General features: G+C 72.7%; 20 protein-coding genes. 9 read left to right on the top strand and 11 right to left on the bottom strand.

Annotated elements, in window-relative coordinates; translation table 11 throughout:
• Genes ACTWPP_RS07920 through ACTWPP_RS07905 form a run of 4 tightly spaced genes read right to left on the bottom strand, consistent with a single transcriptional unit; the run spans position 1 to position 6,321 of the window.
• Positions 1-1,254 carry a TRAFAC clade GTPase domain-containing protein gene (locus ACTWPP_RS07920; RefSeq protein WP_443103454.1) on the bottom strand — a complete coding sequence of 418 codons (1,254 nt, stop codon included), beginning with the start codon at positions 1,252-1,254 and terminating at the stop codon, positions 1-3.
• Positions 1,254-3,974, bottom strand: coding sequence for a hypothetical protein (locus ACTWPP_RS07915; protein ID WP_443103453.1), 2,721 nt, complete (start codon positions 3,972-3,974; stop codon positions 1,254-1,256). The genes ACTWPP_RS07920 and ACTWPP_RS07915 overlap by 1 nt, the downstream gene beginning before the upstream one ends.
• Before the next feature lie 15 nt (positions 3,975-3,989).
• A complete protein-coding gene (locus ACTWPP_RS07910; protein ID WP_443103452.1) occupies positions 3,990-5,573 on the bottom strand; it encodes an Hsp70 family protein in 1,584 nt (527 codons plus the stop codon).
• Between the two features lie 7 nt (positions 5,574-5,580).
• Positions 5,581-6,321, bottom strand: coding sequence for a nucleotide exchange factor GrpE (locus ACTWPP_RS07905; RefSeq protein WP_443103451.1), 741 nt, complete (start codon positions 6,319-6,321; stop codon positions 5,581-5,583).
• Between the two features lie 164 nt (positions 6,322-6,485).
• Here ACTWPP_RS07905 and ACTWPP_RS07900 point away from each other — a divergent pair, with 164 nt between their 5' ends.
• Together ACTWPP_RS07900 and ACTWPP_RS07895 are read left to right on the top strand one after the other, a co-directional pair.
• On the top strand, positions 6,486-7,169 hold the full coding sequence (locus tag ACTWPP_RS07900; RefSeq protein ID WP_443103450.1) for an ACT domain-containing protein: 684 nt from the start codon (positions 6,486-6,488) through the stop codon (positions 7,167-7,169).
• A gap of 69 nt (positions 7,170-7,238) precedes the next feature.
• A complete protein-coding gene (locus tag ACTWPP_RS07895; RefSeq protein WP_443103449.1) occupies positions 7,239-8,789 on the top strand; it encodes an AMP-binding protein in 1,551 nt (516 codons plus the stop codon).
• Between the two features lies 1 nt (position 8,790).
• Here ACTWPP_RS07895 and ACTWPP_RS07890 read toward each other — a convergent pair whose 3' ends face one another.
• On the bottom strand, positions 8,791-9,708 hold the full coding sequence (locus ACTWPP_RS07890) for a carbohydrate kinase family protein (RefSeq protein WP_443103448.1): 918 nt from the start codon (positions 9,706-9,708) through the stop codon (positions 8,791-8,793).
• Positions 9,709-9,780: 72 nt separating this feature from the next.
• On the opposite strand from ACTWPP_RS07890, the gene ACTWPP_RS07885 reads away from it, so the two are divergent.
• Genes ACTWPP_RS07885 through ACTWPP_RS07875 form a run of 3 tightly spaced genes read left to right on the top strand, consistent with a single transcriptional unit; the run spans position 9,781 to position 11,717 of the window.
• Entirely contained in the window at positions 9,781-10,425 is a 645-nt protein-coding gene (locus ACTWPP_RS07885) for a class II aldolase/adducin family protein (RefSeq protein ID WP_443103447.1), read from the top strand.
• Between the two features lie 37 nt (positions 10,426-10,462).
• Positions 10,463-11,266, top strand: a complete 804-nt coding sequence (locus ACTWPP_RS07880; RefSeq protein WP_443103446.1) for an enoyl-CoA hydratase — start codon at positions 10,463-10,465, stop codon at positions 11,264-11,266.
• Between the two features lie 31 nt (positions 11,267-11,297).
• Positions 11,298-11,717, top strand: coding sequence for a TIGR03668 family PPOX class F420-dependent oxidoreductase (locus ACTWPP_RS07875; RefSeq protein ID WP_443103445.1), 420 nt, complete (start codon positions 11,298-11,300; stop codon positions 11,715-11,717).
• Here the strand turns inward: ACTWPP_RS07875 and ACTWPP_RS07870 are convergent.
• Positions 11,714-12,718 carry an ADP-ribosylglycohydrolase family protein gene (locus tag ACTWPP_RS07870; RefSeq protein ID WP_443103444.1) on the bottom strand — a complete coding sequence of 335 codons (1,005 nt, stop codon included), beginning with the start codon at positions 12,716-12,718 and terminating at the stop codon, positions 11,714-11,716. The two genes, ACTWPP_RS07875 and ACTWPP_RS07870, sit on opposite strands and share 4 nt — an antisense overlap.
• Positions 12,719-12,733: 15 nt before the next feature.
• Positions 12,734-13,540: an AraC family transcriptional regulator gene (locus ACTWPP_RS07865; protein WP_443103443.1), complete on the bottom strand. Its 807-nt coding sequence runs from the start codon at positions 13,538-13,540 to the stop codon at positions 12,734-12,736.
• Positions 13,541-13,604: 64 nt separating this feature from the next.
• Between ACTWPP_RS07865 and ACTWPP_RS07860 the strand changes: the two genes are divergently transcribed.
• Entirely contained in the window at positions 13,605-14,015 is a 411-nt protein-coding gene (locus ACTWPP_RS07860; RefSeq protein ID WP_443103442.1) for a DUF2000 family protein, read from the top strand.
• Here the strand turns inward: ACTWPP_RS07860 and ACTWPP_RS07855 are convergent.
• The gene (locus ACTWPP_RS07855) at positions 13,990-15,105 is read right to left on the bottom strand and encodes an acyl-CoA dehydrogenase family protein (protein ID WP_443103441.1); all 1,116 of its coding nucleotides are present in this window, start codon (positions 15,103-15,105) and stop codon (positions 13,990-13,992) included. The two genes, ACTWPP_RS07860 and ACTWPP_RS07855, sit on opposite strands and share 26 nt — an antisense overlap.
• Positions 15,106-15,179: 74 nt before the next feature.
• Positions 15,180-15,422, bottom strand: coding sequence for a hypothetical protein (locus ACTWPP_RS07850; protein WP_443103440.1), 243 nt, complete (start codon positions 15,420-15,422; stop codon positions 15,180-15,182).
• Positions 15,423-15,570: 148 nt separating this feature from the next.
• On the opposite strand from ACTWPP_RS07850, the gene ACTWPP_RS07845 reads away from it, so the two are divergent.
• A complete protein-coding gene (locus ACTWPP_RS07845) occupies positions 15,571-15,891 on the top strand; it encodes a hypothetical protein (protein WP_443103439.1) in 321 nt (106 codons plus the stop codon).
• A 174-nt stretch (positions 15,892-16,065) separates the two neighbouring features.
• Here the strand turns inward: ACTWPP_RS07845 and sbnB are convergent, their stop codons facing one another.
• Positions 16,066-17,091 carry a 2,3-diaminopropionate biosynthesis protein SbnB gene (sbnB, locus tag ACTWPP_RS07840; protein WP_443103438.1) on the bottom strand — a complete coding sequence of 342 codons (1,026 nt, stop codon included), beginning with the start codon at positions 17,089-17,091 and terminating at the stop codon, positions 16,066-16,068.
• Between the two features lie 28 nt (positions 17,092-17,119).
• Positions 17,120-18,088 carry a 2,3-diaminopropionate biosynthesis protein SbnA gene (gene sbnA, locus ACTWPP_RS07835; protein ID WP_443103437.1) on the bottom strand — a complete coding sequence of 323 codons (969 nt, stop codon included), beginning with the start codon at positions 18,086-18,088 and terminating at the stop codon, positions 17,120-17,122.
• Between the two features lie 232 nt (positions 18,089-18,320).
• Between sbnA and ACTWPP_RS07830 the strand changes: the two genes are divergently transcribed.
• Complete coding sequence (locus ACTWPP_RS07830) at positions 18,321-19,841, top strand: amino acid adenylation domain-containing protein (RefSeq protein ID WP_443103436.1); 1,521 nt, start codon at positions 18,321-18,323, stop codon at positions 19,839-19,841.
• 449 nt (positions 19,842-20,290) lie between these two features.
• On the top strand, positions 20,291-26,646 hold a 6,356-nt coding region (locus ACTWPP_RS07825), incomplete at its 3' end, for an amino acid adenylation domain-containing protein (RefSeq protein ID WP_443103435.1).

Here is a 26,646-nt window from a genome sequence, read left to right as displayed (position 1 = left end):
CTACGGTCCCCCGGGACGGACGCCGTCGAGCATCCCGAACCGGTAGAGCAGCCACAGCAGCGGGTCTTCGGCCCGGTACGGCCGGACACCGCCCGCGCCGACGCGTTCCCCGTCCGGGACGGCGCCGAGCGCCGACAGGCCGAACAGCCCGTGGTCGGCGTACTGCTGCCCGAGGTAGGTGTCGAGCTGGCCCGCCTGCCACTCGTGCAGAAGCGCGCGGACCTGCTCGTTCACCGCGTCCCTGTCGTCCAGGTCCAGGACGCCCTGGCCGGACCGGGACCGGTGCAGCGCCGACTGCTCCAGCAGCCCCGGCCGCAGCACGTCGATCTTGGTGAGCGCGACCGCGACGGGGACGGGCAGCGGCTCGCCGGGGCGGGTGCCGTGCCGCTGCCGGAGCGTGTCGGTGACGCGGGCGATGATGTTCAGCGGCTCGCTGTCGGGGTCCTCGCCGGCCGCGCGGGGCCCGGGGACGGCGTCGCGCACGCCGGTCCGGGCACCGGGCAGCTCCAGCGGGTCGACGAGGAAGATGACCGCGTCGGCCGCCTCCAGGTACCGCAGGTGCAGGTCGGTGACCTCGCGGCTGCGCAGGTCCTCGCCCGCCGTATCGAACAGCACCAGTGCCAGCGAGTCGTTGCGGGGGCGCGAGAAACGCCCCCGCCGCGTCCGGGTGAGCAGGTACACCAGGGGTTCGCGGGGGCCGGTCGCGGCGCTGGCCGTCGTCGGCAGCAGCCGCCGCTCCTCCAGCAGCGGGCGCGCGAAGTCGCGCTTGTACCGCTCGATCGTGCGGTCGTCGCACGCCACCAGCGACGCGTCCAGCTCCGTTCCCACGCGGTTCATCAGCTCGTGCAGCAGGACGGCGATGTAGGTGCTCTTGCCCGCGTTCTTCGCCCCGACGAGCGCGACGATCCGGCCGGGGGAGTCGCAGTACGCCGACGGGAGCGGGTTGTGGCACTCCGGGCAGGCGCGGTTGCCGGTCGGCAGGTCGCAGTCCGGGCAGTTCGCGCGTCCCCCGCGTCCGGACGCGGAGAACACCGGCGGCAGCGACGCGCCCGCCGTCGACCCCGTGTACGCGGCGAGTTCCCCGTCCAGGACGGGCGCGCAGCCCCGCCGCCGCCCGGCCTGCCCCCGGCACCGGAACAGGATCCGCTGCGGCGCGACGGACGCGAAGCAGTACGGGCAGGTGACGCCCTGCTTGGACGTGCGCTGCCGGGACGGCACGCCGGGGATCCCCGCCCGGGCGAGCGGCCTCGCCATCACTGGACCCGGAGCCGGCGGACAGGGGGGTCGCTCAGCTCGACGGCGTCGTCGTCGGCGAAGCAGCGCAGCCAGTACGGCCCGGAGGCGTCCGGCGCCGCCAGGGACAGCTCGCCCGGCACGGGCACCTGCTCCCACCTGCCGAGCGTCTCCCCGTCGGCGGGACGGTGCGGCATGACCCGCCCGGTGCGCAGCACCAGCGACAGCCGCGCCACCCGCAGGGGGTGGGACGAGGTGAGCCGGACGGTCAGCGCCCGCCGCCACGGCGGACCGGACCGCAGCACGTCGTAGCGGACGATCGTGCGGGCCGCGACCTCGGCGGTCACCGGCGGCCCGGTCACGCGGGAGCCGCCCACGGTCCCGGCCGCCGCGACCGACAGCTCGACGGGCTCGTCCTCGGGGACGGGCAGCCGGATCCCGCCCTGCGTGTCGTAGGCGGCGCGGGTCACGGTCTCCCCGGCGGGCGGCTCGGCGGACCGCGCCGGACCGGCGCCGATCCGGTACACGAGGTCGACCTCCGCGACGTCCGCCGGCCAGTCGAAACCGATGTGCACGTAGTCGCCGCGCCGCTCGGCGACCAGCCGGCGCGGCGGCGGCAGGTTCACGTGCCGGTGGTACGCGCCGATCGCGGCGGTGCCCTCCGCCACGGTCACCGCGAGCAGCCACCCGCTGGAGCCGGGCCGCGCCGAGAGCCCGCCGGGGACCGGCGTGCACGCCAGCCGCCGCGTCTCGCGCCGGACCTCCTCCAGCGGGACGAGCGCGCTGCGCGGCCACGGCGGCGGCCCCGCCGACAGCACCAGCTCGACGGTCCCGCTGCCGGGCGGGTCGAACCGGGCCCGGACGAGGCCCGGATCGGACGCGTCGGTCTCGGCGGACAGCTCGTACACCGGCTCGGGCGGCGCGCTCGGCGTGGCCGACGCCCGCACACCGCCCGTCACGACCTCCCGGCCGGACGAGTCGAGGTACACGGCGCAGATCCGGTAGTGGTGCGTCCGGCCGTTCGGGACCTGTTCGCGGAACCCGTCGCGGCCCGCGGGAACGGCCTTCCCGCCGCGGACGACGACGACCCGAGCCGCCTCCGCCGGGCAGCGCCACCGCCCCGTCACCTGGCCGTCCCCGGCCAGCAGCTCGACCTCACCGGGATCGGGCCGCACCAGCAGCGGCCCCGCCACGGCGGGCGCGGAGGCCGCCTCGCCGCGCACCGCGACCACGCCGTAGTACACCGGGACGTTCACGGGCGGCCGTTCGTCGAGGGCCCCGCCGACGGGCGTCCCGTCCCGCGCATCACGCGGCGCCCGCCCCACTTGCCGCACGACCTGATAGACGATCTCTCCGGTCGTGGAAGGCGACGCCTCCCACGACAACCGCACCGACGCCCCGCCACGGCGGTCGCCGCCGGCGGGCTCGTTCCCGGCCGGCGTGAGGTCCACGTCCGCGCGGACCGAGGAGACCGGGCGGGGCGGCAGGCGGCGCTGGTGGGCGGCGGCGCCGGGGAGGTCGCGGACGAGGCGGAGCGCGTCGGACAGGAGCCGGTGGGCGCGGTCCGGGTCGGGGTCGGCGGCGGCGGTCTCGCGGAGCCGCAGCGCGGTGTCGAGGCGGTGCCGGGCCTCGGCGGCGAGGACCTCCTCCTCCGGCGGCTCGGCGTCCCCGGAAGCCCGGGGGGCGCCGGAGGCCGGCGGGACGCTCGCGGCGTCCGCCAGCTCCGCCGCCGCGAACACCTCGCCCGCGTCCAGCAGCGCGCGCAGACGGCCCGCGAGGCCGCCGCCCGGCCCGGTCTCCCGGACGACGGCGAACACCATGCGGCGGGCGTCGCCCTGGTCGACGCCGAGGTCCTCCGTCGCGTACCGCAGCAGCGCCCGCTCCGACGCCCGCTGCCTCAGCCGCTCGCGGAGCCTTTCCACCACGTCGTAGAGCACCAGCTCGGGCAGCTCCGCCCCCGACCGCAGCGCGGCGAGGATCGTGTCGGCGTGCGTGGTGCTGGTGTCGCGGCTGCGGCGCGCCCATTCCGCGCCCGCCGCCGCGACCGCGTCCCCGTCGAGCCGCAGGTTCGCGCCCGGCGCGGCGAACCCGTCCAGCAGCCTGACCGGGCCGGTCAGCCGCGCCCCGAACAGGAAGTCGGCCAGGTGCCGTTTGCCGAGGACGTCCAGCGACTCCTGGACCTTCCGGTACGCCGGGTAGGGCGCGGCGGACGGCAGCGGGTCCGGCTCGCGGATCTCGATGCGGTCGCCGGCGGCGAGGCCTTCCAGCTCGGCGCGGGTCACGCCGGCGGTGCGGGCGATGCCCTCGACCTCGGCGGGCGTCGCCATCTTCAGCGTCCCCGCCGCGTCGGCGAGCCGGGCGCGCGCCCGGGCGCGGCGCCGCTCACCGCGTTCCCGCCCGCCGCGCAGCCGCGCGTCCAGCGGCCGCAGGTCACCGCGCTCCGCGGCGGTGAACAGCGGCGCCAGCTCCCGGTGCTCGGCCTCCAGCCGGTCGATCAGCTTGCGGTACTTCAGCTGCCCGCGGGCCCGCCGCCAGCACTGCCGGACCTCCTTGACCCGCGCCGCGACCGCCGGCCCAGTGAGTCCGTCGAGCGGAGCTCGCCCGTTGAATGGCGGTGGGTGGGGGCTGGAGGACGGTGGATCGGCCAGCGCGTACCGGACGCGCAGATCCTCGGGGGGCTGGTCGCCCGCCGCCCGCGCGGGCTCCAGCACCTCCCGCCGGTAGTCGTCGTCGAACGCCACGGGCGCCTCCGGCCGCTAGCTGACCTGGACCCGGGAGAGGGCCTTCCGGGAGCGTTCGACCTCCTCCTCGGACATTCCGCCGACGTCCACCTTCAGCTCCAGCCGCTCGCCGGTCTCCTTCTCCACCGCCGTGACGTTCAGCAGGCCCGACGAGTCGAGCGCGAACGTGACGCCGATCGGCCAGCCCGCCTTCTTGCCCGGCGGGACCCGGATCTCCCCGGTCGCGATCTCGGTGTTGTCGATCAGGTCGGTGGACTCCACCACCCCGGCCTGCTCCATCACCCGCACGTCCGCGGACGTCTGGTCGTCGTAGACGGTGAAGAAGTCCTCGGTCTTCGAGGCGGGCAGCTCGTCGTTGGCGTGCACGAGATGCGCGACGTTCTCGGCGCCGGTCTCCCGGTCGACCACCACGATCCCGAACGCGTGCGAGGCGACCGTCTTGATCTGCCGCCCGGCGATCTGCTTCTGCTGCTCGGCGGACAGGCCCGCCCGGCTCGCCATCTCCTCGGCGCGCTCGGCGGCGCCCTCCCGGACGAGCCGCCGGTAGGTCTCCTCGAACGCGTACAGCGCGGCGCCCTTGGCTACCGCGAGGTCGGGGTCCTGCAGCCGGGGCGCGAGGCCCAGTTCGGTCTCCAGCCGCGCCGCGACGACCGGCATCTTCGTGGACCCGCCGACGAGGACGAGGTCGTCGTAGTCGTCGACGTTCTTGTCGGCGGCGGTGGCGAGGGTCCGGCCGGTGATCTCGACGGTCCGGTCGAGGAGGTCCTTGGTGAGCTCCTCCAGCTTCTCCCGCGTCACCTCGACCGACGCGACCCGCCCGGCGTGCATCACGCGGACGGTGTGGGCCGTGCGGGTGGTGAGGGCCTTTTTGGCGTCCTCGGCGTCGCGGCGCAGCTGCTGCTCGGTCTGCTTGTCGTCGAGCGGGTCGCCGGCGTCCGGGTGCTCGGCGCGGAACCGCTCGGCCAGGTGCTCGACGAGGCGCGCGTCCCAGTCGGCGCCGCCCAGCTCGTGGTCGCCGTCGGTGCACACCACCTCGATGTGCCCGCCGCGCAGCGTGATGACGGTGGTGTCGAACGTCCCGCCGCCGAGGTCGTACACCAGGATCGTCCTGTCCTGCTCGGGGTTCAGGACGCCGTAGGTGATCGCGGCGGCGATCGGCTCGGACACGATGTCGATGACGTTCAGCCCGGCGATCCGCCCCGCCTTGCGGGTCGCGTCGCGCTCGGCCGCGCCGAAGTAGGCGGGGACGGTGATGACCACGTCGCGGGCCTCCTCGCCCGTCGTGGTGCGCGCGTCCGTCGCGAGCTTCAGCAGGATGAACGCCGACAGCTCCTCGGGGGTGAAGTCGATCCCGTGGATGGGGCGCGCCACGTCCCGGCCCATGTCCCGTTTGATCAGGCTGACGACGTTGTCGGGTTCCAGGACCGCGGTGTCCTTCGCGGTGGCGCCGACGACGACGTTCTCGCCGCTCTCGAAGTAGACGACGGACGGGGTGGTGTCGGTGCCCTCCAGGTTGCGCAGGACCGCCGGCCGCCCGACATCGTCGATGGAGGCAATGCAGGAGTACGTGGTTCCGAGGTCGATCCCGTAGACAGCCATGTCCCTCTCACCTATCGGTACCGAGTCCGCTGTTCATCGTCTCGCCGCGCCCCGTCCCGCGCAGGCGATTTGAGCCGGCCCTGACCGAGTGACCGGCCCCGTTCGATCCGGTCTCGGGGGCTTCGCCCGCCTTGTCTCCCGTGCCGTCGCGGGCGGCGGCGCCGTCGAGCCTGCCGACGCCGACGGCCGCCTTGCGCAGCACCTTCCCGCTCTGCTCGAACCCGTCGGACTGGACGGTCGTCACGGTGCCGTCCCGCATCGGGTCGTCGACGGGCGTGACCGCGACCGGCCGGTGCCGGGACGCGTCGTAGGGCGCGCCCGGCTCGACCGTGAACCTCTCCACGCCGAGCCGCGCCAGCGCGTCGGCGACGTCGTCGGCCAGGGCCCCCAGCAGCAGCGCCGTCCCCTCCGGATCCGGCGGTTCGGTCATGTCCGGCGCGGAGAGCCGGCACGACTCGCGGCGCGCCTGGTCGTGCAGCCGGTACAGCGCGGCGCGGACCGGTTCCAGCATCGCCTGGAGCTCGCCGCGCCGCAGCCGCTGGTTCTCCTCGTGCAGCCGGTCGATGACGGCCTCGCGGTGCGCGGCGCGCTCATGCTCGCGGTCGAGCCGCGCGGCGAGCCCGGCCAGGGCGTCCCTGACGTCGGCGCGGAACGCCTCGTTCCCGGACGCCGCATCGTCCCCGGCGGGCACCGGCTCCGGCTCGGCTCCGGAATCCTCGTTGACTGGGGGGTCCCCGTCCCTCGACACGTGGAGTTACCTTAATGCTGGGTGGCGTGAGGCGATAGGCCTGCTGATGACCTTCACTGGACTCTAGTTTGACCTGTACCCCCCATTCCAGCACCGGCAACGGCGGCGTTTTCTCGCGTCGACACCCGTGGGTAACACGATGGAAACCGCCTTCACCGAAGGTGGTGGCATCGCAGGGGGAACTGGAGGTGGCGATGTTGCTGCGGATACGTATCCGGCTGCCCGACCGTCCGGGGTCGCTGGGGCGGGTGGCCCGCACGCTCGGCGCCGCCGGCGCCGACGTCGTCCAGATGGCGGTCCTGGAGCGCGGCAACGGCCGGGCGATGGACGACTTCACGGTCGCGTGGCCCGCCGGGGCGGGCGTGGAGCGGCTGATCGAGGGGCTCGGCTCGGTCCCCGGCGTGGACGTCGCCGGGGTGTGGCCGACGGCCGAGCCGCAGGGCTCCTGCCCGGACGCCGCCGTGATCGGGCAGGTCGCGGCCGATCCGGCGCGCGGCGCCGAGATCCTCGCGGACGCCGTCCCCGCCATCCTCAGCGCCGACTGGGCGGGCCTCGCCGAGCCGGCGGGCGAGGGCGCCGGCGAGGCGGTGCTCGTGCACGTCAGTGCCGGCGGCGCGTTCGGCGCCGGCGGCCTGCCGGAGCTCCTGCCGTTGCGCCCGCGCGCGTTCACGGCGCCGGACGGCACGCACCACGCGATATGCCCGCTGTTCGCGGGCCGCGTCGCGCTGGTCGCCGCCCGGACGGGGGCGCCGCCGTTCCACCGGACGGAGGTGTCGCGCCTGGAGCAGCTCGCGGGCGCGGCCGACATCGTCCTGGCCGCTGACCGCACCGGACCGTCGGTCGTCTGACCTGGTCTTCGGGGGCGCCCGGTTCTAGAGTCGCATTCCAGACCCTGCCGCGTTCCCCGGAGGTGGCCGATGGCCGTACTGCTGCGCCCCCACGTTGAGGCCAGGCCCGATGAGCCCGCGTTGACCGACGAACGCGGCAGCACGTCCTGGCGGGAGCTGGACGCCAGAACCGACCGGCTGGCGAGCGCGCTGCGCGGCCTGGGCCTGACCACCGGCGACGCGATCGCCGTCCACTCCGGCAACCGGCGCGAGTATTTCGAGCTGATGTGCGCCGCCGGCCACATCGGGCTCCGCCACGTCATGGTCAACTGGCACTGGACGGCCGACGAGCTGCGCTACGTCCTGGAGGACGCGGGCGCGCGGGCGCTGTTCTCCGAGGACGCGTTCGGCGACGTCGCCCGCGAGGCGTCCGGGGGACTCGGCCTGGACGCCCGCGTCGCGTTCGGCGGGGAGATCGCGGGCTTCACCCCGTACGAGGAGTTCCTCGCGGGCGGAAAGCAGGAGGAGATCGCCGACCCGGTGATGGGTTTCCCGATGTTCTACACCTCGGGCACCACCGGACGGCCCAAGGGCGTCCGCCGCAAGCAGCTCGGCGTAGGCGTCCCGATCGAGACGGCCACCCTCCTCGGGGACGTGTTCGCCGACGTCCTGCGGATCCCGGCGAACGGGCGGTCGCTGCTCGTCGGGCCCGTCTACCACTCGGCGCAGTGGCTGTGGTCGCATGTGTTCATGCTCGTGGGGCGGCCGGTGGTGATGCGGCGGAGCTTCGACCCGGCCGAGACGCTCCGGCTCATCGACGAGCACACCATCACGAACGTCCACCTGGTGCCGACGCAGTTCGTCCGGCTGCTGCGGCTGGACGAGGCGACCCGCGCGTCGTTCGACGGGCACAGCCTCTCGGCCGTCTGGCACGGCGCCGCGCCCTGCTCGCCGGACGTCAAACGGCAGATGATCGACTGGTTCGGCCCGATCGTCCACGAGTACTACGGCTCCACGGAGGCGGCGGTGAACAGCGTCATCACCGCGCCGGAATGGCTGGACAAGCCCGGCAGCGTCGGCCGCCCGCTGCCGACGACGGAGGTCCACATCCTGCGCGAGGACGGCGAGCCCGCCGCGCCGGGGGAGCCCGGCCAGATCTACTTCCGCTACACCAGCGGCGACGACGTCGAGTACTGGGGCGATGAGGACAAGACCCGCTCGATGCACCGCGGGGACCGCCTGTTCACCACCGGCGACGTGGGCTACCTCGACGACGACGGCTACCTGTTCCTGTCCGACCGCGTCATCGACATGATCATCAGCGGCGGGGTGAACATCTACCCGGCGGAGATCGAGGGCGTGCTGATCACCCATCCGTCCGTCCGGGACGTGGCCGTGTTCGGCGTGCCGGACGAGGAGTTCGGCGAGCAGGTGAAGGCCGCCGTCGAACTCGACGACGGCGCCGAGCCGTCCGGCGCGCTCGCGGACGAGCTGATCGAGCACGTCCGCACGGCGCTCGCCGGGTACAAGGCGCCGCGTTCGGTCGACTTCGTCGACGAGATGCCGAGGACGCCGACCGGCAAGCTCTACAAGCGGCTGCTGCGCGACCCGTACTGGGAGGACCGGACGCAGAAGATCTGACTCATTTCAGCAGGGCGAGGACCGCGTCCAAGTCGGTGAGGCGGGCGTCGGAGCCGAGCCCCCGGGCGACGGTCGCCGCGGCCGCCGTTCCCCAGCGCGCCGACTCCAGGACGTCGCGTCCCCGCTCGAGGCCCGTGATGAACCCGGCGCAGTAGGCGTCGCCGCAGCCGGTGGTGTCGACGACCTCGACGGGAAGGACGGGCAGCCGGTGCACGCCGTCGGCGGTGGCGACGAGGCTGCCGTCCCCGCCGAGGGTGACGATCACCGTCTCCGGTCCGCGGGCGAGCAGCGCCTTGGCGGCCTTCTCCGGGGAGTTCTCGCCGGTCATCGCCGCGGCCTGCTCCTCGTTGGGCAGGAAATGGTCGACGTACGGCAGGAACGCGGCGGCGCCGGTGAGGAGGTCGGGCATGTTGGAAAGCGGGTCCATCGTCACGACGGTGCCGGTCTCCCTCGCGGCGGCGAGCGTGTCGAAGAACGCGGGATCGTTGAGCCCGAACGTGACGTCCGGGCCGCCGAGGTGCACGACGCTGGCCGCGGCGAGCAGCCCGGGGCCGACCGCGCCGGCGGTGAGGGTCAGGTTGGCGCCGGGGACGTGGAAGCTCGGCCGCCCGCCGTCCGGCCGGATCGGCAGGATCGACGCGCTCGTCTGGTCGGCGGTCCGCCGGACGAGGCCCCGCACGTCCACGCCGTTCCGCGTCATGATCGTCACCAGCAGGTCGCCGAGGTCGTCGTCGCCGATCGCGCCGACGGAGACGACGTCGTTGCCGAGCCTGGCGAGGGCGACCGCGGTCCCGGCGGCCGCGCCGGCGGCGGTCACCCTGATCTCGTCCACGACGACGGTGTCCTGCCCGCCGGGGATGCCTTCAACGGGCCGCGCGAGCACGTCCAGGATGTGCGCGCCCAGTGTTACAACCGCCATGACCAGACCCCTTAAAGATCGTCAGGGCCGTAGCGTACGGGGTGCGGACCCGGAAATGTGAGAGGTATTCGCATGTTGCTGAAGGACGAGCGGGAAGAACTGTGCGCGGCCGGCCGCCGCCTCGCCGAGACCGGCCTGGTCACCGGGGCGTCCGGGAACATCAGCGTCCGGTCGGGCGACCTCGTCGCGGTCACGCCGGGCGGGATGATGCTCGACCGGATGGAGCCCGCCGACTGCCCGGTCGTGAACATGTCGGCCCGGCTCGTCGAGGGGGAGCGGGCGCCGTCGTCGGAGACCCCCATGCACCTGGCCCTGTACGAGGCGACCCCTGCGGCGGCCATCGTCCACACCCACTCGACCTACGGCGCCGTCGTGGCGACGACCATGACCGAGCTGCCGCCGATCCACTACAACACCCTCCTGCTGGGCGGCGTGGTCAAGGTCGCCGAATACGCCACCTACGGGACGCCCGAACTCGCCGAGCACGTCCGGACCGCCATGGCCGGTGGGAAGCGCGCCGCGCTGATGGCCAACCACGGCGGCGTCACGATCGGCCGCGACCTGGAGGAGGCGTTCGAGAACGCCCGTCTTCTGGAGTGGCTCTGCGGCGTCTACGTGCGGGCCAAGGCGATCGGCGAACCGCGCATCCTGACGGATGGGGAACTGGCGATGGTGGTCGAGCGGGGCCTCACGCCCCCGGAGTTCCCCCGCGTGTAACCTAACGCTTGCTAGGTCACCGCGTGGGAGGTCCGCATTGCCCTTCGTCCTGATCGACAAGCCGCGCCCGCACATCACCCTCATCACGCTCAACCGGCCCGAACGCATGAACGCGATGGCCTTCGACGTCATGGTCCCGTTCCGCGAGGCGCTGGAGGAGGTCAGCCGCGACAACGACACCCGCGTCGTCGTCATCACCGGCGCGGGGCGCGGCTTCTGCTCCGGCGCCGACCTGGAGAACCCGGGCGACATCCCCGGCATCGACGGGCTCACCCTCCCCACCATCGCGCTCCGCTCGATGGAACTGCTCGACGACGTGATCCGCGCGATGCGCCGCGTCCACCAGCCGGTCATCGCGGCGATCAACGGCCCGGCGATCGGCGGCGGCCTCTGCCTGTCCCTCGCCGCCGATATCAGGCTCGGCGCCGACACCGCCCTGTTCCGCGCCGCCGGCATCAACAACGGCCTCACCGCGAGCGAACTCGGCCTCAGCTACCTGCTGCCCCGCGCGATCGGCGCGTCCCGCGCCTTCGAGATGATGCTGTCCGGACGGGACGTCGACGCCACCGAGGCCGAACGCGTCGGCCTGCTCTCCCGCGTCGTCCCGTCCGACAAGCTCCTCGACTCCTGCTACGAGCTGGCCGAGCGGATCGCCGGGTTCAGCCGCCCCGGCACCGAGCTGACGAAACGGATGCTGTGGTCCAGCCTGGACGCCGCGAGCCTCGACGCCCACATGGGCCAGGAGGGCCTCGCCCAGCTCTACGTCCGCCTCACCACCCACAACTTCGAGGAAGCGATCAAGGCCCGCAAGCAGAACCGCCCCCCGGACTTCGAGGACTGACGCGCGGGCGGCGGCATGGCACGCTGAAGGGGTGCCGAAGCTCTCCCCGGACGACGCGCGCCGGCTGCTGACGACGGTTCCGGTGGTGCGCCTGGCGACCGTCGGCGAGGACGGCCGGCCGCATCTCGTCCCGGTGACGTTCGCCGTCCACCGGGGGACCGTCTACACGGCCGTCGACCACAAGCCGAAGAGCACCCGGGACCTGCGGCGGCTGGCCAACATCCGCGCCAACCCCCACGTCGCGCTCCTGGCCGACCACTACGAGGACGACTGGGACCGGCTCTGGTGGGTCCGCGTGGACGGTCACGCGAACATCGTCGAGGACCCCGCGAGGATGGACGAGCCCGTCCGGCTCCTCGCCGGCCGCTACGCCCAGTACCGCGACCGCCCGCCCGAGGGACCCGTCATCGCCATCACGATCGACGGCTGGAACGGCTGGTCGGCGTCCTAGGGCCGGTCCCAGGCATCGCCGATCCTCGCCAGGTCGCCGGCGTACTCGATGCGGTAGCGCCACTCGTCCGGCCAGGCGTCCATGCCGAGGTGCGCGCCCGCGAAGGCCCCCGCCAGGCAGGCGATCGAGTCGGAGTCGCCGGAGCTGGCGGCGCCGCGCCAGATCGCCTCGACCGGCTCCTCGGGGAAGAGCAGGAAGCACAGCAGCCCGGTGGCCATGGCCTCCTCCGCCGTCCAGCCCGCCCCCGTGACCTCGCAGGGATCGGACGCACGGTCGCCGCGTGCCAGGGCCTCGTCCAGCCGGTCGAGGACGTCCAGGCACTCGTCCCAGCCGCGCGCGATGAACTCCTCCGGGGCGTCCATGCCGGGCTGCTGCCACAGATCCCCGAGCCACCGCTCGTGGTAGACGGTGCGCTGGTCGTGGCAGCGGGCGCGGAGCGCGGCGGGCAGGTCGGACGGGTCCATCCCGTCGGCCAGCCACCGGACGGCGAACCCGGTCAGCTCACTGGCGGCCAGCCCGGTCGGATGCCCGTGCGTGAGCGCGGCCTGAAGCTGCGAAGCGCCCGCCCTGGTCTCATCGGAAAGCCCGGGGGCGAGGCCGACCGGCGCGACCCGCATGTTGGCGCCGCAGCCCTTGGAACCCGCCACCGTGGCCTCCAGCCAGGGCTTCCCGGCGGCCAGGCCCTCGCACGCCCGCAGGCACGTGTGGCCCGGCGCCCGGTTGTTGTCGGGGCTGTCGAGCCAGTCGACGAACCGCCGCCGCCACATCGGCGTGATCAGATCGGGGGTGAACGGCGGATCGTCCAGGGCGTCCAGTAGCGCCAGGCCGACCGCGATCGCCATCTGCGTGTCGTCGGTGACCAGCGCCGGATCACCGTTGAGCTGCGTCGGCCCGTGCTCGCCGAAACGCCGGTGGATCTGCTTCATCGTGAGGAACTCGGTCGGCGCGCCCAGGGAGTCCCCGTACGCCGACCCGAACATCGCCCCGCTCGCCCGTCTCATGCGCGACATTCTTCCTCAATCGGTACGGGCACCGCGGAAACCACCGGGCGTCATCCCGTAGCAGCGGACGAACCAGCGCGTCAGATGGCTCTGGTCGGCGAACCCCGTCATCGCCGCTACCTCCCCGATCGCGTCGCCGCGCGCCAGCAGCCGGCGCGCCGCGCGCAGCCGCAGCTGACGCTGGTAGTCGCTCGGCGCCATCCCGTAGACCCGCCGGAACCCCCGGTAGAGCGCGAACCTGCTGCACCCCGCCGCCTCCGCCAGCTCGTCGGCGCCCACATCGTCCGTATACGACTCCTCAAGCCGCCGCCGCGCCCGCTCGACGGCACCCGTCGCGGACGACGCGCGCACCCGCCGTGTCGCGGCCCGGGCGACCATCGCCCCGACCGTCGCGGTCAGCAGCTCGTCCCGCCGCAGAGCGGACGCGCCGCCCAGCAGCGCCGCGTGCAGGCCGCGCAGATTCCGCGCCAGAACGGGATCTGCCACGACCGGCGACCCGAACAAGGGCGGCCCGGCCGGACGATCGGTGATGTCGGCGAGCACACCGGACACCAGCTCCGGCCCGATGTGAACGATCCGGTACGTGAACCCCAGCTCGTCGGCGGCGTGCCCGTCGTGTGGATCGTCCGGGTTGAACGCGATGACCATCCCGGCCGCGCTCGTGTGGGCGTCCCCCCGGCACCGGAACGCCTGATACCCGTCCTCGGTCACGCCGAACGAGTACGTCTCGTGGCTGTGCCGGTGATACACGTGCCGCTCGAAATGGGCGTGCATCGCCTCCAGAGGACGGTCGGGCGACCGCCAGTACCTGCTCCACTCCACGCGTCCCAGTCTGGCGCACGAGCGTTCAAGACGGATCCGCCGATTCCGCGGCAGCCTGTCGGCCATGCGCTTCGACACCAAGATCGGGATCGTGGTGCGGGACGACCTGGCCGCATGGCAGCGGCTCAACGTCACCGCGTTCCTCGCGAGCGCCGTCGCCGGCGCCTTCCCCGGCGTCATCGGCGAGCCGTACGAGGACGCGTCCGGCAACACCTACCTGCCGATGTTCCGGCAGCCCGTCCTGGTGTACGAGGCCGACGCCGAAACGATCGGCAAGGCCCACGGACGTGCCCTCGCCCGCGAGATGGACATCGCCGTCTACATCGAGGACATGTTCGAGACGGGCCACGACGAGGCGAACCGCGAGACCGTCCGCGCCGTCACCGCCGAAGAGATGCCGCTCGTCGGGTTCTCGGTCCACGGCCCGAAGAACGGTGTCGACAAGGTCTTCAAGGGGTTGCGTCTGCACCCGTGAGCCCGGCCAGCTCGGCGAGCCGCTCACGATGGCGCTCCGGCGCCCCGAACAACTGCCGGGACCCCTGGGCGCGCTTGAAGTACAGGTGCGCGTCGTGCTCCCATGTGAACCCGATACCACCGTGCAGCTGGATCGCCTCGCCCGCCGTGTGGAAGAAGGCGTCCGAGCAGTACGCCTTTGCCAGCGCCGCCGCAGCAGGCGACTCCTCCGGGCTCTCGTCCGCCGCGGCGGCCGCGTTCAGCACCGCCGACCGCGCCGACTCCACGAGCACGAACATGTCCGCGCACCGGTGCTTGATCGCCTGGAACGACCCGATCGGCCGCCCGAACTGGTGCCGCACCTTCGCGTACTCGACCGTCATGTCCAGCGTCCGCTGCGCCCCGCCGAGCTGCTCGGCGGCCAACGCCACCGCCGCCACATCAAGGGCTCGCAGGACGGCCTCCTCCCCGCCCACCCTCCGAGCCGGGACGCCATCGAACTCGATCCGCGTGAGCTTCCGCGTCTGGTCGAGCGTGGGCAGAGCCGTCCGGACGAGCCCCGCGACGTCCTCCACGGCATAGACCCCGGCACCATCAGCGCCCTTGGCCACGACCAGAACCAGATCGGCGACGTGCCCGTCCAGGACGAAGCTCTTCGTCCCGCGCAACACCCCGCCCTCGAACGTCGCCTCCACAGAGCCGGGATCCCAGCGCCCGTCCTCCTCGGCCACCGCCAGGGTCGCGATCGTCGACCCGCCCGCGATCCCGGCCAGCAGATCATGGCCGCCGTCGCCGGCCTCCAGCGCCGCCGCGGCCGTGATCGTGGCGAGGAACGGCGCGCACACCACGGCCCGCCCCATCTCCTCGAACACAACGGCCAGCTCCCGCATGCCGAACCCGGCGCCGCCGTGCTCCTCACTGATCGCGAGGCCCTGCAACCCCAGCTGCTCGGCCATCTGCGCCCACACCTTGGGGTCGTAGCCCTCGGCCGTCTCCATCAGCCGCCGCACCTCGGCGGAAGGCGACCGGTCGGCGAAGAAGCGCCGCAGCGCATCCCGCAGCTCCTGCTGTTCCTCGGTGACGACGAGCTGCATTCCGGCGGCCTCCCACACGTGCTCACGCTTGCCCGGTCATCGTGCCGCACGCCCGCCGCCCGGCCGGCCGGCGTTCCCATCCACCGGGACGGTCAGGGCGCCCAGTCGTGCGGGCCGAGCGCGTACCCCCTGCTCGTCGAATGCAGGTGGTTGATCGACACCAGATGCCCCAGCGCCGCCCAGAGGTCCTCCTCGGGCGCGCCGACGAGCTCCTCGATCGTGTCGAAGTCCGCCGCGCCACCGCCCTTGTCGATCGTCGCGACGGTCTCGTACACGGTCAGCTCGAAATCCGTCAGCTCCTGAACGTCCCCGCGCCTGTACCTTCGCTCATCCATAGCCAGAACGTGCCCGTTCCCCGCACGTTCTACCTGTCCCGGGAGGGGACCGGGCCGTACGCTGGAAATGCAGAACCCGGTCACTACGATCTGTATGCGAAGGGTGGCGCTCTGCTCATGGACTCGCTCGCGAGGAAAGGAGCAGGGCATGACGGTGATGGTTGACGAGCCTCTGACGCAGGACGACGCCGTACTGCGTGACTTCCTCTCCTTCGACCCCCCGGAGGGCTACCGCGCCCAATTGATCGACGGAGAGATCGTCGTGACCCCACCCCCTGGTAGCAGGCATGAGCAGAACGTCGGAGAGGTCGTCTGGCAGATCGCACAGCAGAGTCCGACCAAGTTCCACTACGGCGGTAACAAGGGGCTGATCGTGCCGGCCGCCGTCAGCGCGTCGCGTTGGTGCCGTTCGGGAAGACCATCTCCCTGCCGGTGCCGTTCGAGGTCGAACTCGACACCTCCGAGTTGATCTGAGCTCGGTCAGCCGCCTGCGTGCGGCGCCGGTGACGACGGCGACTCCTCCGGTGAGGGCCCAAGAGGAGTGCATGGTCATCCGTCCCAGCCTTGCAGGTGGGGCGGTCTTCGCGGATGAGACGGGCGGTGACGGCCTCGGGCTGCTCGGGTCGCTCGCCGCCACATTGCGTCAGCCGTAGCGGTTCAGGTCGTGGAAGAAGTCCGGGACGGTGTGCAGGGCGCCGGAGGCGGAGACCTCGTCGTAGACGTAGCGGGCCACCGCCAGGTCCAGGACGCCCAGGCCGAAGGGCGAGAAGATGACCGGCTTGCCGGTGGGCGGGGTGGTCTTCCCGGTGAGGACGTCGTAGAGGGTGCCGTCGACGAAGCCGCGGTTGCCGACCTGCTGTTCGGCCAGGTGGGGGGACGTGTTGGCCTTCATGCAGTGCTCGACGTCGTCGACGATGTTGCAGGACGACAGGATGATCTCGGGGGAGAGGTCGCGCAGGGAGATGTGCAGGACGAGGGGATTGTGCGCGAACCAGGCCGGGTCGGTGACGTGGGGTTCGCCGGCGACGGTGGCGAAGACGACCAGGTCCGAGGAGCGGATCAGCGACTCGGCCGTGTCGTGGATCGTGATGTCGCCCTTCTCGGTGCGGGCCAGGTAGCCCGTGAAGCCCTCGGCGTGGTCCGCGGAGAGGTCGTGCACGCCCAGCGCGTCGAAGGCGAAGCCGTTGCCCGCCAGGTAGGTGTGGATGTAGCGGGCGATGAGGCCGGCGCCGACGAAGCCGACGCGGCGGGGGCGGTCGCCGCGGGCGTCGGTGAGGGCGGCGGCGGCGAGGGCGGCGGACGCGGCGGTGCGGGCGGCGCTGATGATGGAGCTTTCCAGGCACGCGAACGGGTAGCCGGTCTCGGCGTCGTTGAGGATCAGCACGGCGGACGCGCGGGGGATGCCGTTCGCGACGTTGCCGGGGAAGCTGGAGATCCACTTGATGCCGTGGACGTCCACGTCGCCCTTGACGGACGCGGGCAGGGCGATGATCCGGTCGGACGGGCGGTCGGGGAACCGGAGGAAGTAGGAGTCGGGGTTGACGGTCCGGCCCTCGCCGTGCAGCCGGTAGGCGGCCTCGACCATCCGGGTGACCTGCTCCTCCCGGCCGGCGACCGCGCCGTGGACCTGGGCGCCGGAGATCACGGCGAATGGGGGGGCCTGCGTCATGGAAGGGACCTCGTGTTCGTCTCGATGATCAGGCGTCGAGGATATCGGGGAGCAGTTCGCCGAAGTGCTCGCGCAGCCAACTCTCCTCGTAGATGGAGTCCAGGTAGCGCTCGCCGAGGTCGGGGGCGATGGCCACCGCGACCGGGTCCTCACCGGGGTACTTGGCCTCCAGCCAGCGGGACGCGCCGGACACGACGGTGCCGGTGGAGCCGCCGAACAGGAACCCGCGCGACGACAGGGCGTGCACGGTGCGGATCGTGTCGGGCTCGGCGACGTGCACCACGTCGTCGATGAACGACTCGTCCACGAGGGCGGGCTTGCTGCTCGTGCCGAGGCCGGGCACCATGCGGCGTTCGGGGAGGCCGCCGAACGTGACGGAGCCGACCGCGTCGACCGCGACGATGGTGACGGGACGGTTCCGCTCGCGGAAGTAGCGGGCGCAGCCCATCAGGGTGCCGGTCGTGCCCGCGCCGACGAACAGAACCTCCAGGTCGGGGAACTCCCGGTCGATCGATGGAGCGGTCCCACGGTAGTGCGCGAGCCAGTTGTTGCGGTTGGCGTACTGGTTGAGCCACACGTACTCGCGGCCGGACTCGCACAGTTCACGGACGTAGGCGATGCGGCCGCCGAGGTAGCCGCCGTTGGCGTCCCGGTCGGACACGACCCGGACCTCGGTGCCGAGGGCCCGCATGACCCGCATGGACGCGGGGTTGCAGCGCGGGTCGGTGACGCACACGAACTTCAGCCCGCGGCTCGCCGCGATGAGGCTGAGCGCGATGCCGAGGTTGCCGGACGACGACTCGACGATGATCGAGTTCTTGGTGAGCGCACCCTCCGCCTCGGCCGCCTCCACCATCGCGGCTGCGGCCTTCAATTTGACCGATCCCGCGAAATTGAAGCCCTCGCATTTGAGGTACAGCGGACGGTCGATGACGTGCCGCAGATCGACGTAAAGGTCGTCGACATTGAATTCCTGCGGCGAGGTGATTATCGGCACACTGTCACCCTCAAATGAAGAAACAATTCCCTCATCTTCCCCGAGTTTTCGCCGCGGGCTCGCGCCTGGCCATGGCGGAGCATCACCGTACCGGCGTGCATCTTCTCCACGCAACCCCCCACTTACCGACGGGTAGCGACGAATGCGAGATGCTTCTGCCGTCCCACGGATAAGCTATGGCCTCCGCTTGTTTTGCTGATGACGGTGGAGAAGTTCTACATCACGGAGAGTAATGATGAATGCTCGCGGGCCCGCCGTGGACCGGCTGCTTCCCCTGGCCGGGCTGCCCGCCCTCGACGTGCCGGCGGCACAGGTCCGGCGGGCCGGGGAGCTGGCCGTCCGGCACGGGATGCTCCGCGAGGAGGACGTCGACATCGCCGACCCCGTGATCACGCGGGTGGAGCGGTTCGCCGCCGAGCGGGACCGGCCCGCCGTCACCGGCGGGGCGCGTGCGGTGTCCTACGCCGAGCTGGCCGCCGAGGCCCGCCGGCTGGCGGCGCTGCTGGAGGCCGAGGGCGTCGAGCCCGGCACGGTCGTCGGCGTCGGGGGGCCGCGCTCCGCCACCGTCATCGCCGCGTTCCTCGCCATCGAGCTGATCGGTGCCCTCTACGTGCCGGCCGACGAGACGTGGCCCGCCGGGCGCGTTCGCGACGTCCTCGACCAGGCGGGCGCGTCCGTGCTGGTCGTGGCGGACGGCACGGGTGCGCTGCCGGCGGGGGCCGCGGAGGCCGGCTGCCGGGTCGTGCAGGCCGCCGCGGCGGACGGCCTGGAGCCATGGGCCGGCGAACCGCGCCTGGACGCTCTCGACCAGCCCCGGTACGTGCTGTTCACCTCGGGTTCGACGGGCCGTCCGAAGGGCGCGGTCGTCGAGCACCGGGGCATGGTCAACCACCTCTGGGCCAAGATCGCCGACATGGAGCTGACCGGCGCGGACGTCGTGGCGTTCACGGCCCCGCTCGGGTTCGACATCTCGATCTGGCAGATGCTGTGCCCGCTGCTGCTCGGCGGCCGGGTGGACGTCGTCGGCGACGAGGTCGGGCACGATCCGGTCGCGTTCGCGCGGGCCGTGGACGAGCAGGGCATCACGGTCGTCGAACTCGTCCCGACCATGGTCAGGCACCTCCTGGACGACCTCGGCCCTGGGACCGGTCACTCCGGGCAGGGGCCTTTGCGAGGGCTGCGGTGGATGATCGCCACCGGCGAGGAGCTGCCCGCCGAGCTGTCGCGGCGCTGGCTGGAGGCGATGCCGCACACGCGCCTCCTGAACGCCTACGGCCCGACCGAGTGCTCCGACGACGTCACCCACCACACCGTGACCGCAGGTGACCTGCGGCTCCTCCGGCTGCCGATCGGGACGCCGGTCGTGAACGCGCGGCTGTACGTGCTGCGCGAAGAGGACGACGGGACGTGGGCGGCGTGCGACGTCGGCGAGACCGGCGAGCTGTTCGTCGGGGGCGCGGTCGTCGGGCGCGGCTATCTGGGCGACGGCGAGCGGACCCGCGAGGCGTTCTACCGCGACCCGTTCGGCGACTCCCCGACGGGCCGCCTCTACCGGACGGGCGACGCGGTGCGGCTGCTGCCGGCGGGCGCGGGCGGCGAGGACCGCCCCACGCTGCAGTACCTGGGACGCGTCGACCGGCAGGTCAAGATCGCCGGGGTGCGGATGGAGCTGGGCGAGATCGAGGCGGTGCTGCAGCGGCATCCGTCGGTGGGGGCCGCCGCGGTCGTCGTGCACGAGTACCCGACCGGGTGACATATCACGCTGTGTAATCGCATCGGGCCGAATGTGTTGTGAACTTTTGTCAACCGGTGAGCGTCCCACGACACTGGGTGCAGGTCGCCCATCGGGGATTTTGTCACTCCTGTTAGCAATAGGACGGGTCAAGTTCTGCTTTTGGGGGGATTGCGAGGCATGTGACAGGCTGGTTGACTGTGGCTCTGCTACTCCTGAGTAGTGCAAGGGTCCAGGGCGGTCCCGGGCGAGGGCGGAACGTGGCGGCGCTCTGTATTGACCGGACCACAGGGCGTTGAGTCCCGCATTCACGTGGGCAGATCGCGTTCCGGAAGGGACTCGGGGTGAAAGGGGACGGGGAACAGCCCGATTTCTGTGGTCATTCTCTTTGATTTTCTGCCCGCCGGCGCCGATCCGGTCCCGATGCCGGGCGTAGAACAAACCCCCTTCGACCGGGAAAGTGCCGCTTGATGTCCACCGAGTACGTTCCTCTTTCGGCCCCTCAGCGGAGCGTCTGGTACGCGCAGCAGTTGGCGCCCGAAACGCCGATTCACATCGCGCAGTACATCGAGATCGAGGGCCCGGTCGACCACGAGCTGTTCGACAGGGTCGCTCGGATCGCGGCGCACGAGGCGCTCGCGCAGAACGCGCGGCCGGTCGAAGTGGACGGCGTCCCGCACCAGATTCTCGACCCGGACGCGACCGTCTCGATCCCCCTCGTGGACCTGTCCGGCGAGCCCGACCCGGACGCCGCCGCACGGGCGTGGATGGACGAGCGGATGGCCGAGCCGCTGCCGCTGGACGGCGGGCCGCTGCTGCGGACCGCGCTGCTGCGGCTGGGCCCCGAGCTGCACCGGTGGTTCGTGCGCGCCCACCACGTGATTCTTGACGGCTACGGCGGCCTGCTGATCAGCCGCCGCGCCGCGGAGGTCTACACCCTCCTCGCCGGCGGCGGCGAGTACGAGCCGGGCGAGCTGGGCGACTTCCGCAGGGTTCTCGCCGAGGAGGAGGACTACCGCGCGTCGGAGGGGTTCGAGCGGGACCGCGCGTACTGGACCCAGCGGTTCGCCGACAAGCCGGTCGCGGTGTCGCTGTCGGACGCGATGGCCGAGCCGACCGCCGACTACCTGAGCCGCATCACCGTCATCCCGCCGGGCGAGGCCAGCGCGCTCGCGGCCGGCGCCCGCCGGCTGCGCACCGCGGCGCCGGCGCTGGCGATCGCCGCGACCGCCGCGTACGTGGCGCGGATGACCGGCACCGAGGACGTCATCCTCGGCCTCGCGGCCGCCTGCCGAGCCACCGAGGCCTCCCGCGAAACCCCCGCGATGCTGTCGACGGTCCTGCCGCTGCGCGTGCACGTCGACCCGGACATGACCGTGGAGGAGCTGGTCCGGTCGGCGACCCGGGCGAGCGCGCGTGCGCTGCGCCACCAGCGGTACCGGCGCGACGACCTGCTGCGCGACCTGAAGCTGCTCGGCGAGCGGCACCGGCTGTACGGGCCGGTCATCAACATCATGGCGTTCGACTACCGGCTGGACTTCGCCGGCCTGCCGGCGAGGACGCACGCCATCACCACCGGCCCGATCGACGACCTGTCGATCAACATCTACGACAACTTCGACGGCAGCGGGATGCGCGTCGACTTCGAGGCGCATCCCGACCTCTACACGGAGGACCAGGTCTCCACCCACCTGGACCGTTACGTCGGGTTCCTTCGCGCGCTGGGCGACGCCGATCCGTCCACGCCGCTCCACGAGGTGGACCTGCTGGACGACGCCGAGCGGTTCCGCGTCCTGGAGGAGTGGAACGACACGGCGCTGCCCGTCGCGCCCGGTGTCGTCCCGGACCTGTTCGAGGCCCAGGCCGCCCGGACACCGGACCGGACGGCGGTCGTCGCGGGCGAGACCCGGCTCACCTACGCGGAGCTGAACGACCGCGCGAACCGCCTCGCCCGATGCCTGATCGAGCGCGGCGTCGGCCCCGAGGACTTCGTCGCCCTGTCCCTGCCCCGCGACGCCGACCTCGTCGTCGCGACGATGGCCGTCCTGAAGGCGGGCGCCGGATACCAGCCGATCGACCTGGCGTACCCGCCCGGCCGCATCGCGTACATGCTGGAGGACGCCGGCCCCGCCTGCGTCATCACGACCCGGGACGCGGAGCTGCCCGGCGGGACGCCCCGCGTCGAACTCGACGCCCTCTCCCTCGGCGGCTACTCCGCCGCGGACGTCACCGACGCCGAGCGCGTCCGGCCGCTGCACCCCGCCAACCCGGCGTACATCATCTACACGTCCGGTTCGACGGGCCGCCCCAAGGGCGTCGTCATCTCCCACGCGAACGTCATGGACTTCTGCGCCGAGTCGATGGCCGGCTACGGCCCCGACCGGATGCGCCGCGTCCTGTTCTCCACGTCGCTGAACTTCGACGTGTCGCTGTTCGAGTGGCTGGTGCCCCTCACGGTCGGCGGCGAGATCGAGGTCGTGCGCGACCTCCTCGAGATCGCCGAACGCGGCGGCTGGTCCGGGACGCTGATCAGCGGTGTGCCCTCCGCGGTGGCGGTGCTCCTGGCGCGCGGCGGGCTGCGGCTGGACGTGGGCGATGTGGCGTTCGGCGGTGAGGCTCTGCCGCCCCAGCTCGTCAAGGACGCCCGCGCGCTGCTGCCGGACGCGCGGATCTCCAACATCTACGGCCCCACCGAGGCGACGATCTTCGTCACCGGCTGGTACGACGACGGCAACGCCGAGGGGCACGCGCCGATCGGCCGCCCGATGGCCAACACCCGCCTGTACGTGCTGGACGGACGGCTCCGCCCCGTCCCCGCCGGCGTCCCGGGCGAGCTGTACCTGGCGGGGGACGGGCTGGCGCGCGGATACCTGCGCCGCCCCGCACTGACCGCCGACCGGTTCGTGGCGTGCCCGTTCGGCGGGCCGGGCGAGCGGATGTACCGGACGGGCGACCTGGTCCGCTGGAACCACGCCGGGGAGATCGAGTACCTCGGCCGCCTCGACCATCAGGTGAAGGTCCGCGGGTTCCGGATCGAGCTGGGCGAGATCGAGGCGGCGCTTTCCGCGCACCCTGCCGTGACGCAGAGCGTCGTCGTCGCCCGCCGCGACGCCGCCGGCGACGGCGTCCTCGCCGGCTACGTCGTCGGTGCGGCCGACCCGGCCGAGCTGCGCGCGTTCGTCGCCGGGACGCTGCCCGCGTACATGGTGCCGTCCGCGATCGTCGTGCTGGACGCGATGCCGCTCTCCCCGAACGGCAAGCTGGACCGGTCCGCGCTGCCGGAGCCGGACTTCGCCGCGTCCGTCACCGCCCGCGGCCCGCGCGACGCCCGCGAGGAGATCCTCTGCGGGGTCTTCGCCGACGTCCTCGGCCTGGACCGGGTCGGCATCGACGACGGGTTCTTCGACCACGGCGGCGACTCGCTGAAGGCGACCCGCGTGGTGGCCCGCGCCCGCGCCGCGCTGGACGTGGAACTACCGGTCCGCGCGCTGTTCGAGGCCCCCACCGTCGCGGGCCTCGCCGAGCGCATCGCCTCCGCGTCCGCCGCCGAGCGCCCGGCGCTGCGCCCGGCCCGACGTCCCGTCCCGCTGCCGGTCTCGTACGCGCAGGAACGCCTCTGGTTCCTGAACCGGCTCGAAGGGCCCACCGCCACCTACAACGTGCCGATCCCGCTGCGGCTCACCGGCGCGATCGACCACGACGCGATGCGGCACGCGCTGCGCGACGTCGTCGCCCGGCACGAGTCGCTGCGGACGCTGTTCGCCGACGCCGACGGCGAACCGCACCAGGTGATCCTCGCCCTCGAGGAGGCCGATCCGCGGCTGACGATCGGCGAGGCCGACGACGCGCGCGGCGTCCTGTTCATGGACGCCACCCGCGGCTTCGACCTGGCCAACGAGCTGCCGATCCGCGCCCACCTGTACCGCCTGGCCGAGAACGAACACCTTCTCCTGGTCGTCCTGCATCACATCGCCGGGGACGGCTGGTCGCTGGCGCCGCTCGCCCGCGACCTCATCACCGCCTACCTGGCCCGCCGCGACGACCGCGCCCCCGAGTGGGCGCCGCTGGCCGTCCAGTACGCCGACTACGCGCTCTGGCAGCGGGAGCTGCTGGGCTCCGAGAGCGACCCCGGCAGCCTCGCCGCACGCCAGATCGCCTACTGGAGGGACGCGCTCGCCGGGCTTCCCGACCAGATCCGGCTTCCGCACGACCGGCCCCGCCCGGACCGCGCGTCCTACCGGGGCGGGCAGGTCTCGTTCGAGGTCCCGGCGGACCTGGCGGACGGGCTGGCGGCGCTCGCCCGCGACCACCAGGTCAGCGTGTTCATGGTCCTGCAGGCCGCGCTCGCCGCCCTGCTCACCCGCCTCGGCGGGGGGACCGACGTGCCGATCGGCTCGCCCATCGCGGGCCGCACCGACGCGGCCCTGGACGATCTCGTCGGCGTCTTCGTCAACACGCTCGTGCTGCGGACCGACACGTCCGGCGACCCGTCGTTCGCCGAGCTTCTCGCCCGCGTCCGCGAGACCGACCTCGCCGCGTACGCCCACCAGGACGTCCCGTTCGAGCGGCTCGTCGAGGTGCTGAACCCGGCGCGCTCCCTCGCCCGGCACCCGCTGTTCCAGGTCATGCTGACGCTGCAGAACAACCCCGAGGCGTCCGTCGAGCTGCCCGGCCTGAACGTCGCCGTCGAGCCGGTGGACGCCGGGGTCGCCAAGTTCGACCTGGAGTTCCTGCTGGAGGACGCCCGCGACGGTCAGGGCGGCCTCACCGGAACCCTCGAATACGCCCTCGACGTGTTCGACCGGGAGACCGCCGAGCGGCTCACCGGCTGGTACCGGCGGACCCTCGAGGCCGCCGTCGCCACGAAGGCGGCCGTCACGGTCGAAGGCCTCGACCTGCCCGGCCTCGCCGCCGCGGAGGCGGCCGAGGGGCCGGTGGAGAAGCGGCTCGTCGCGTACGTGGTCGCCGCGCCGGGCCGGGCGCTCGACACCGAGGAGCTGCGCGCCCACATCCGCGAGAGCCTGCCCGAGTCGATGGTGCCCGCCGCCGTCGTCGTCCTGGACGAGATGCCGCTCACCCCGAACGGCAAGGTCGACGTCAAGGCGCTGCCGAAGCCGGAACCGACGATCACCCCGGCGACCGCCTACCGTGCCCCGTCCGGGGAGACGGAGGAGGCCGTCGCCGCCGTGTTCGCCGACCTGCTCGGTGTCGACCGGGTCGGCGCCGACGACGACTTCTTCGCGCTCGGCGGCAACTCGCTCATCGCGATGCGGGTCGTCAGCCGCGTCCGCCGCGTCCTGGACACCGAACTGCCCGTCCGCGCGCTGTTCGAGGCGCCGACCGCCGCGAGCCTCGCCGCCCTCCTCCGCGGCGGCGCCGGCGGGGAGCCGGGCCGTCCCGCACTGCAGCCGCGCGAGCGCCCCGGCGTGATCCCGCCGTCGTACGCGCAGCAGCGGCTCTGGTTCCTCAACCGGTTCGAGGGACCGTCCGCCACCTACAACATGCCGCTGGCGCTGCGCGTCCGCGGCCCCCTCGACGTGGACGCCCTCCGCGCCGCCATCGGTGATCTCGTCGAACGGCACGAGACGCTCCGCACGATCCTTCCCGACGGCGGGGGAGTGCCGCGCCAGCTGATCCTGGGCCCGGCCGCGGCCCGCCCCGAACTGGAGGTCGCCGACACGACGGAGGCGGAGCTGCCGACGCGGCTCGCCATGGCCGCCGGGTACGCCTTCGACATCTCCGCCGAGCCGCCGCTGCGCACCCACCTGTTCCGGGCCGGGCCGCGGGAGCACATCGTGCTGCTGCTCATGCACCACATCGGCGGCGACGGCTGGTCGATGGCGCCGCTCGCCCGCGACGTGATCCTCGCCTACGCGGCCCGCTCGCAGGGACGGGAACCGCAGTGGGCGCCGCTGCCCGTCCAGTACGCCGACTACACGCTCTGGCAGCGCGAGCTGTTCGGCTCCGAGGACGACCCCGGCAGCCTGATCTCCAAGCAGATCGCCTACTGGCGGGACGCTCTCGCCGGACTGCCGGAGGAGCTCACGCTGCCCGCCGACCGGCCGCGTCCCGCAGAGGCGACCTACCGGGGAGCGACCCACGCGTTCGAGCTGGACGCCGAACTCCACGGCGGTCTGCTGGCCCTCGCCCGCGAGAGCGGCGCGAGCCTGTTCATGGTCATGCAGGCCGCCTACGCCGCGCTGCTCACGCGCCTCGGGGCCGGGACGGACGTGCCGATCGGGTCGCCCATCGCGGGCCGCACCGACGAGGCCCTCGACGACCTCGTCGGCATGTTCGTCAACATGCTCGTCCTGCGCACCGACACCTCCGGGGACCCGTCGTTCCGTGACCTGGTCGGGCGGGTGAGGGAGACCGACCTCGCCGCCTACGCGCACCAGGACGTCCCGTTCGAGCGGCTCGTCGAGGTCCTGAACCCGCCGCGTCACCTGGCCCGGCACCCGCTGTTCCAGGTCGGCCTGACGTTCCAGAACAACCCCGAGGCGCGGCTGGAGATGCCCGGGTTCAGCGCCGAGGTGGAGCCGCTGACCGCCGGAGTCGCGCGCTTCGACCTGCTGATGATCCTCACCGAGCGGGAGGACGGGCTCGACGGTGAGCTGGAGTACGCGCTCGACCTCTACGACCCGTCCACCGCGAGGCGGCTCATCGAGCGCTTCGAGCGGTACCTGTCCTCGTTGCTCGCCGACCCGGACGCGCCCATCGGCGCCGCCGAGGTCCTGAGCAGCGGTGAACGCCGCACGCTGCTGCGCAGGTGGGCCGGAGGCAAGGGCGGCGACGTCGAACGGGCGACGATCCCGGCGTTGTTCGA

It is taken from the genome of Actinomadura sp. 3N407 (assembly GCF_052245875.1).
Taxonomy (GTDB): domain Bacteria; phylum Actinomycetota; class Actinomycetes; order Streptosporangiales; family Streptosporangiaceae; genus Spirillospora.
The sequence above is the reverse complement of the archived record's forward strand: the minus strand, read 5'-3'. Positions and strand labels throughout refer to the sequence as shown.

Bases quoted from the DNA above. Each gene is read 5' to 3' on its own strand.
- ACTWPP_RS07920 (WP_443103454.1), bottom strand. From the start codon at position 1,254: ATGGCGAGGCCGCTCGCCCGGGCGGGGATCCCCGGCGTGCCGTCCCGG.
- ACTWPP_RS07910 (WP_443103452.1), bottom strand. From the start codon at position 5,573: ATGGCTGTCTACGGGATCGACCTCGGAACCACGTACTCCTGCATTGCC.
- ACTWPP_RS07895 (WP_443103449.1), top strand. From the start codon at position 7,239: ATGGCCGTACTGCTGCGCCCCCACGTTGAGGCCAGGCCCGATGAGCCC.
- ACTWPP_RS07890 (WP_443103448.1), bottom strand. From the start codon at position 9,708: ATGGCGGTTGTAACACTGGGCGCGCACATCCTGGACGTGCTCGCGCGG.
- ACTWPP_RS07885 (WP_443103447.1), top strand. From the start codon at position 9,781: ATGTTGCTGAAGGACGAGCGGGAAGAACTGTGCGCGGCCGGCCGCCGC.
- ACTWPP_RS07870 (WP_443103444.1), bottom strand. From the start codon at position 12,718: ATGAGACGGGCGAGCGGGGCGATGTTCGGGTCGGCGTACGGGGACTCC.
- ACTWPP_RS07860 (WP_443103442.1), top strand. From the start codon at position 13,605: ATGCGCTTCGACACCAAGATCGGGATCGTGGTGCGGGACGACCTGGCC.
- ACTWPP_RS07850 (WP_443103440.1), bottom strand. From the start codon at position 15,422: ATGGATGAGCGAAGGTACAGGCGCGGGGACGTTCAGGAGCTGACGGAT.
- ACTWPP_RS07845 (WP_443103439.1), top strand. From the start codon at position 15,571: ATGACGGTGATGGTTGACGAGCCTCTGACGCAGGACGACGCCGTACTG.
- sbnB (WP_443103438.1), bottom strand. From the start codon at position 17,091: ATGACGCAGGCCCCCCCATTCGCCGTGATCTCCGGCGCCCAGGTCCAC.
- ACTWPP_RS07830 (WP_443103436.1), top strand. From the start codon at position 18,321: ATGATGAATGCTCGCGGGCCCGCCGTGGACCGGCTGCTTCCCCTGGCC.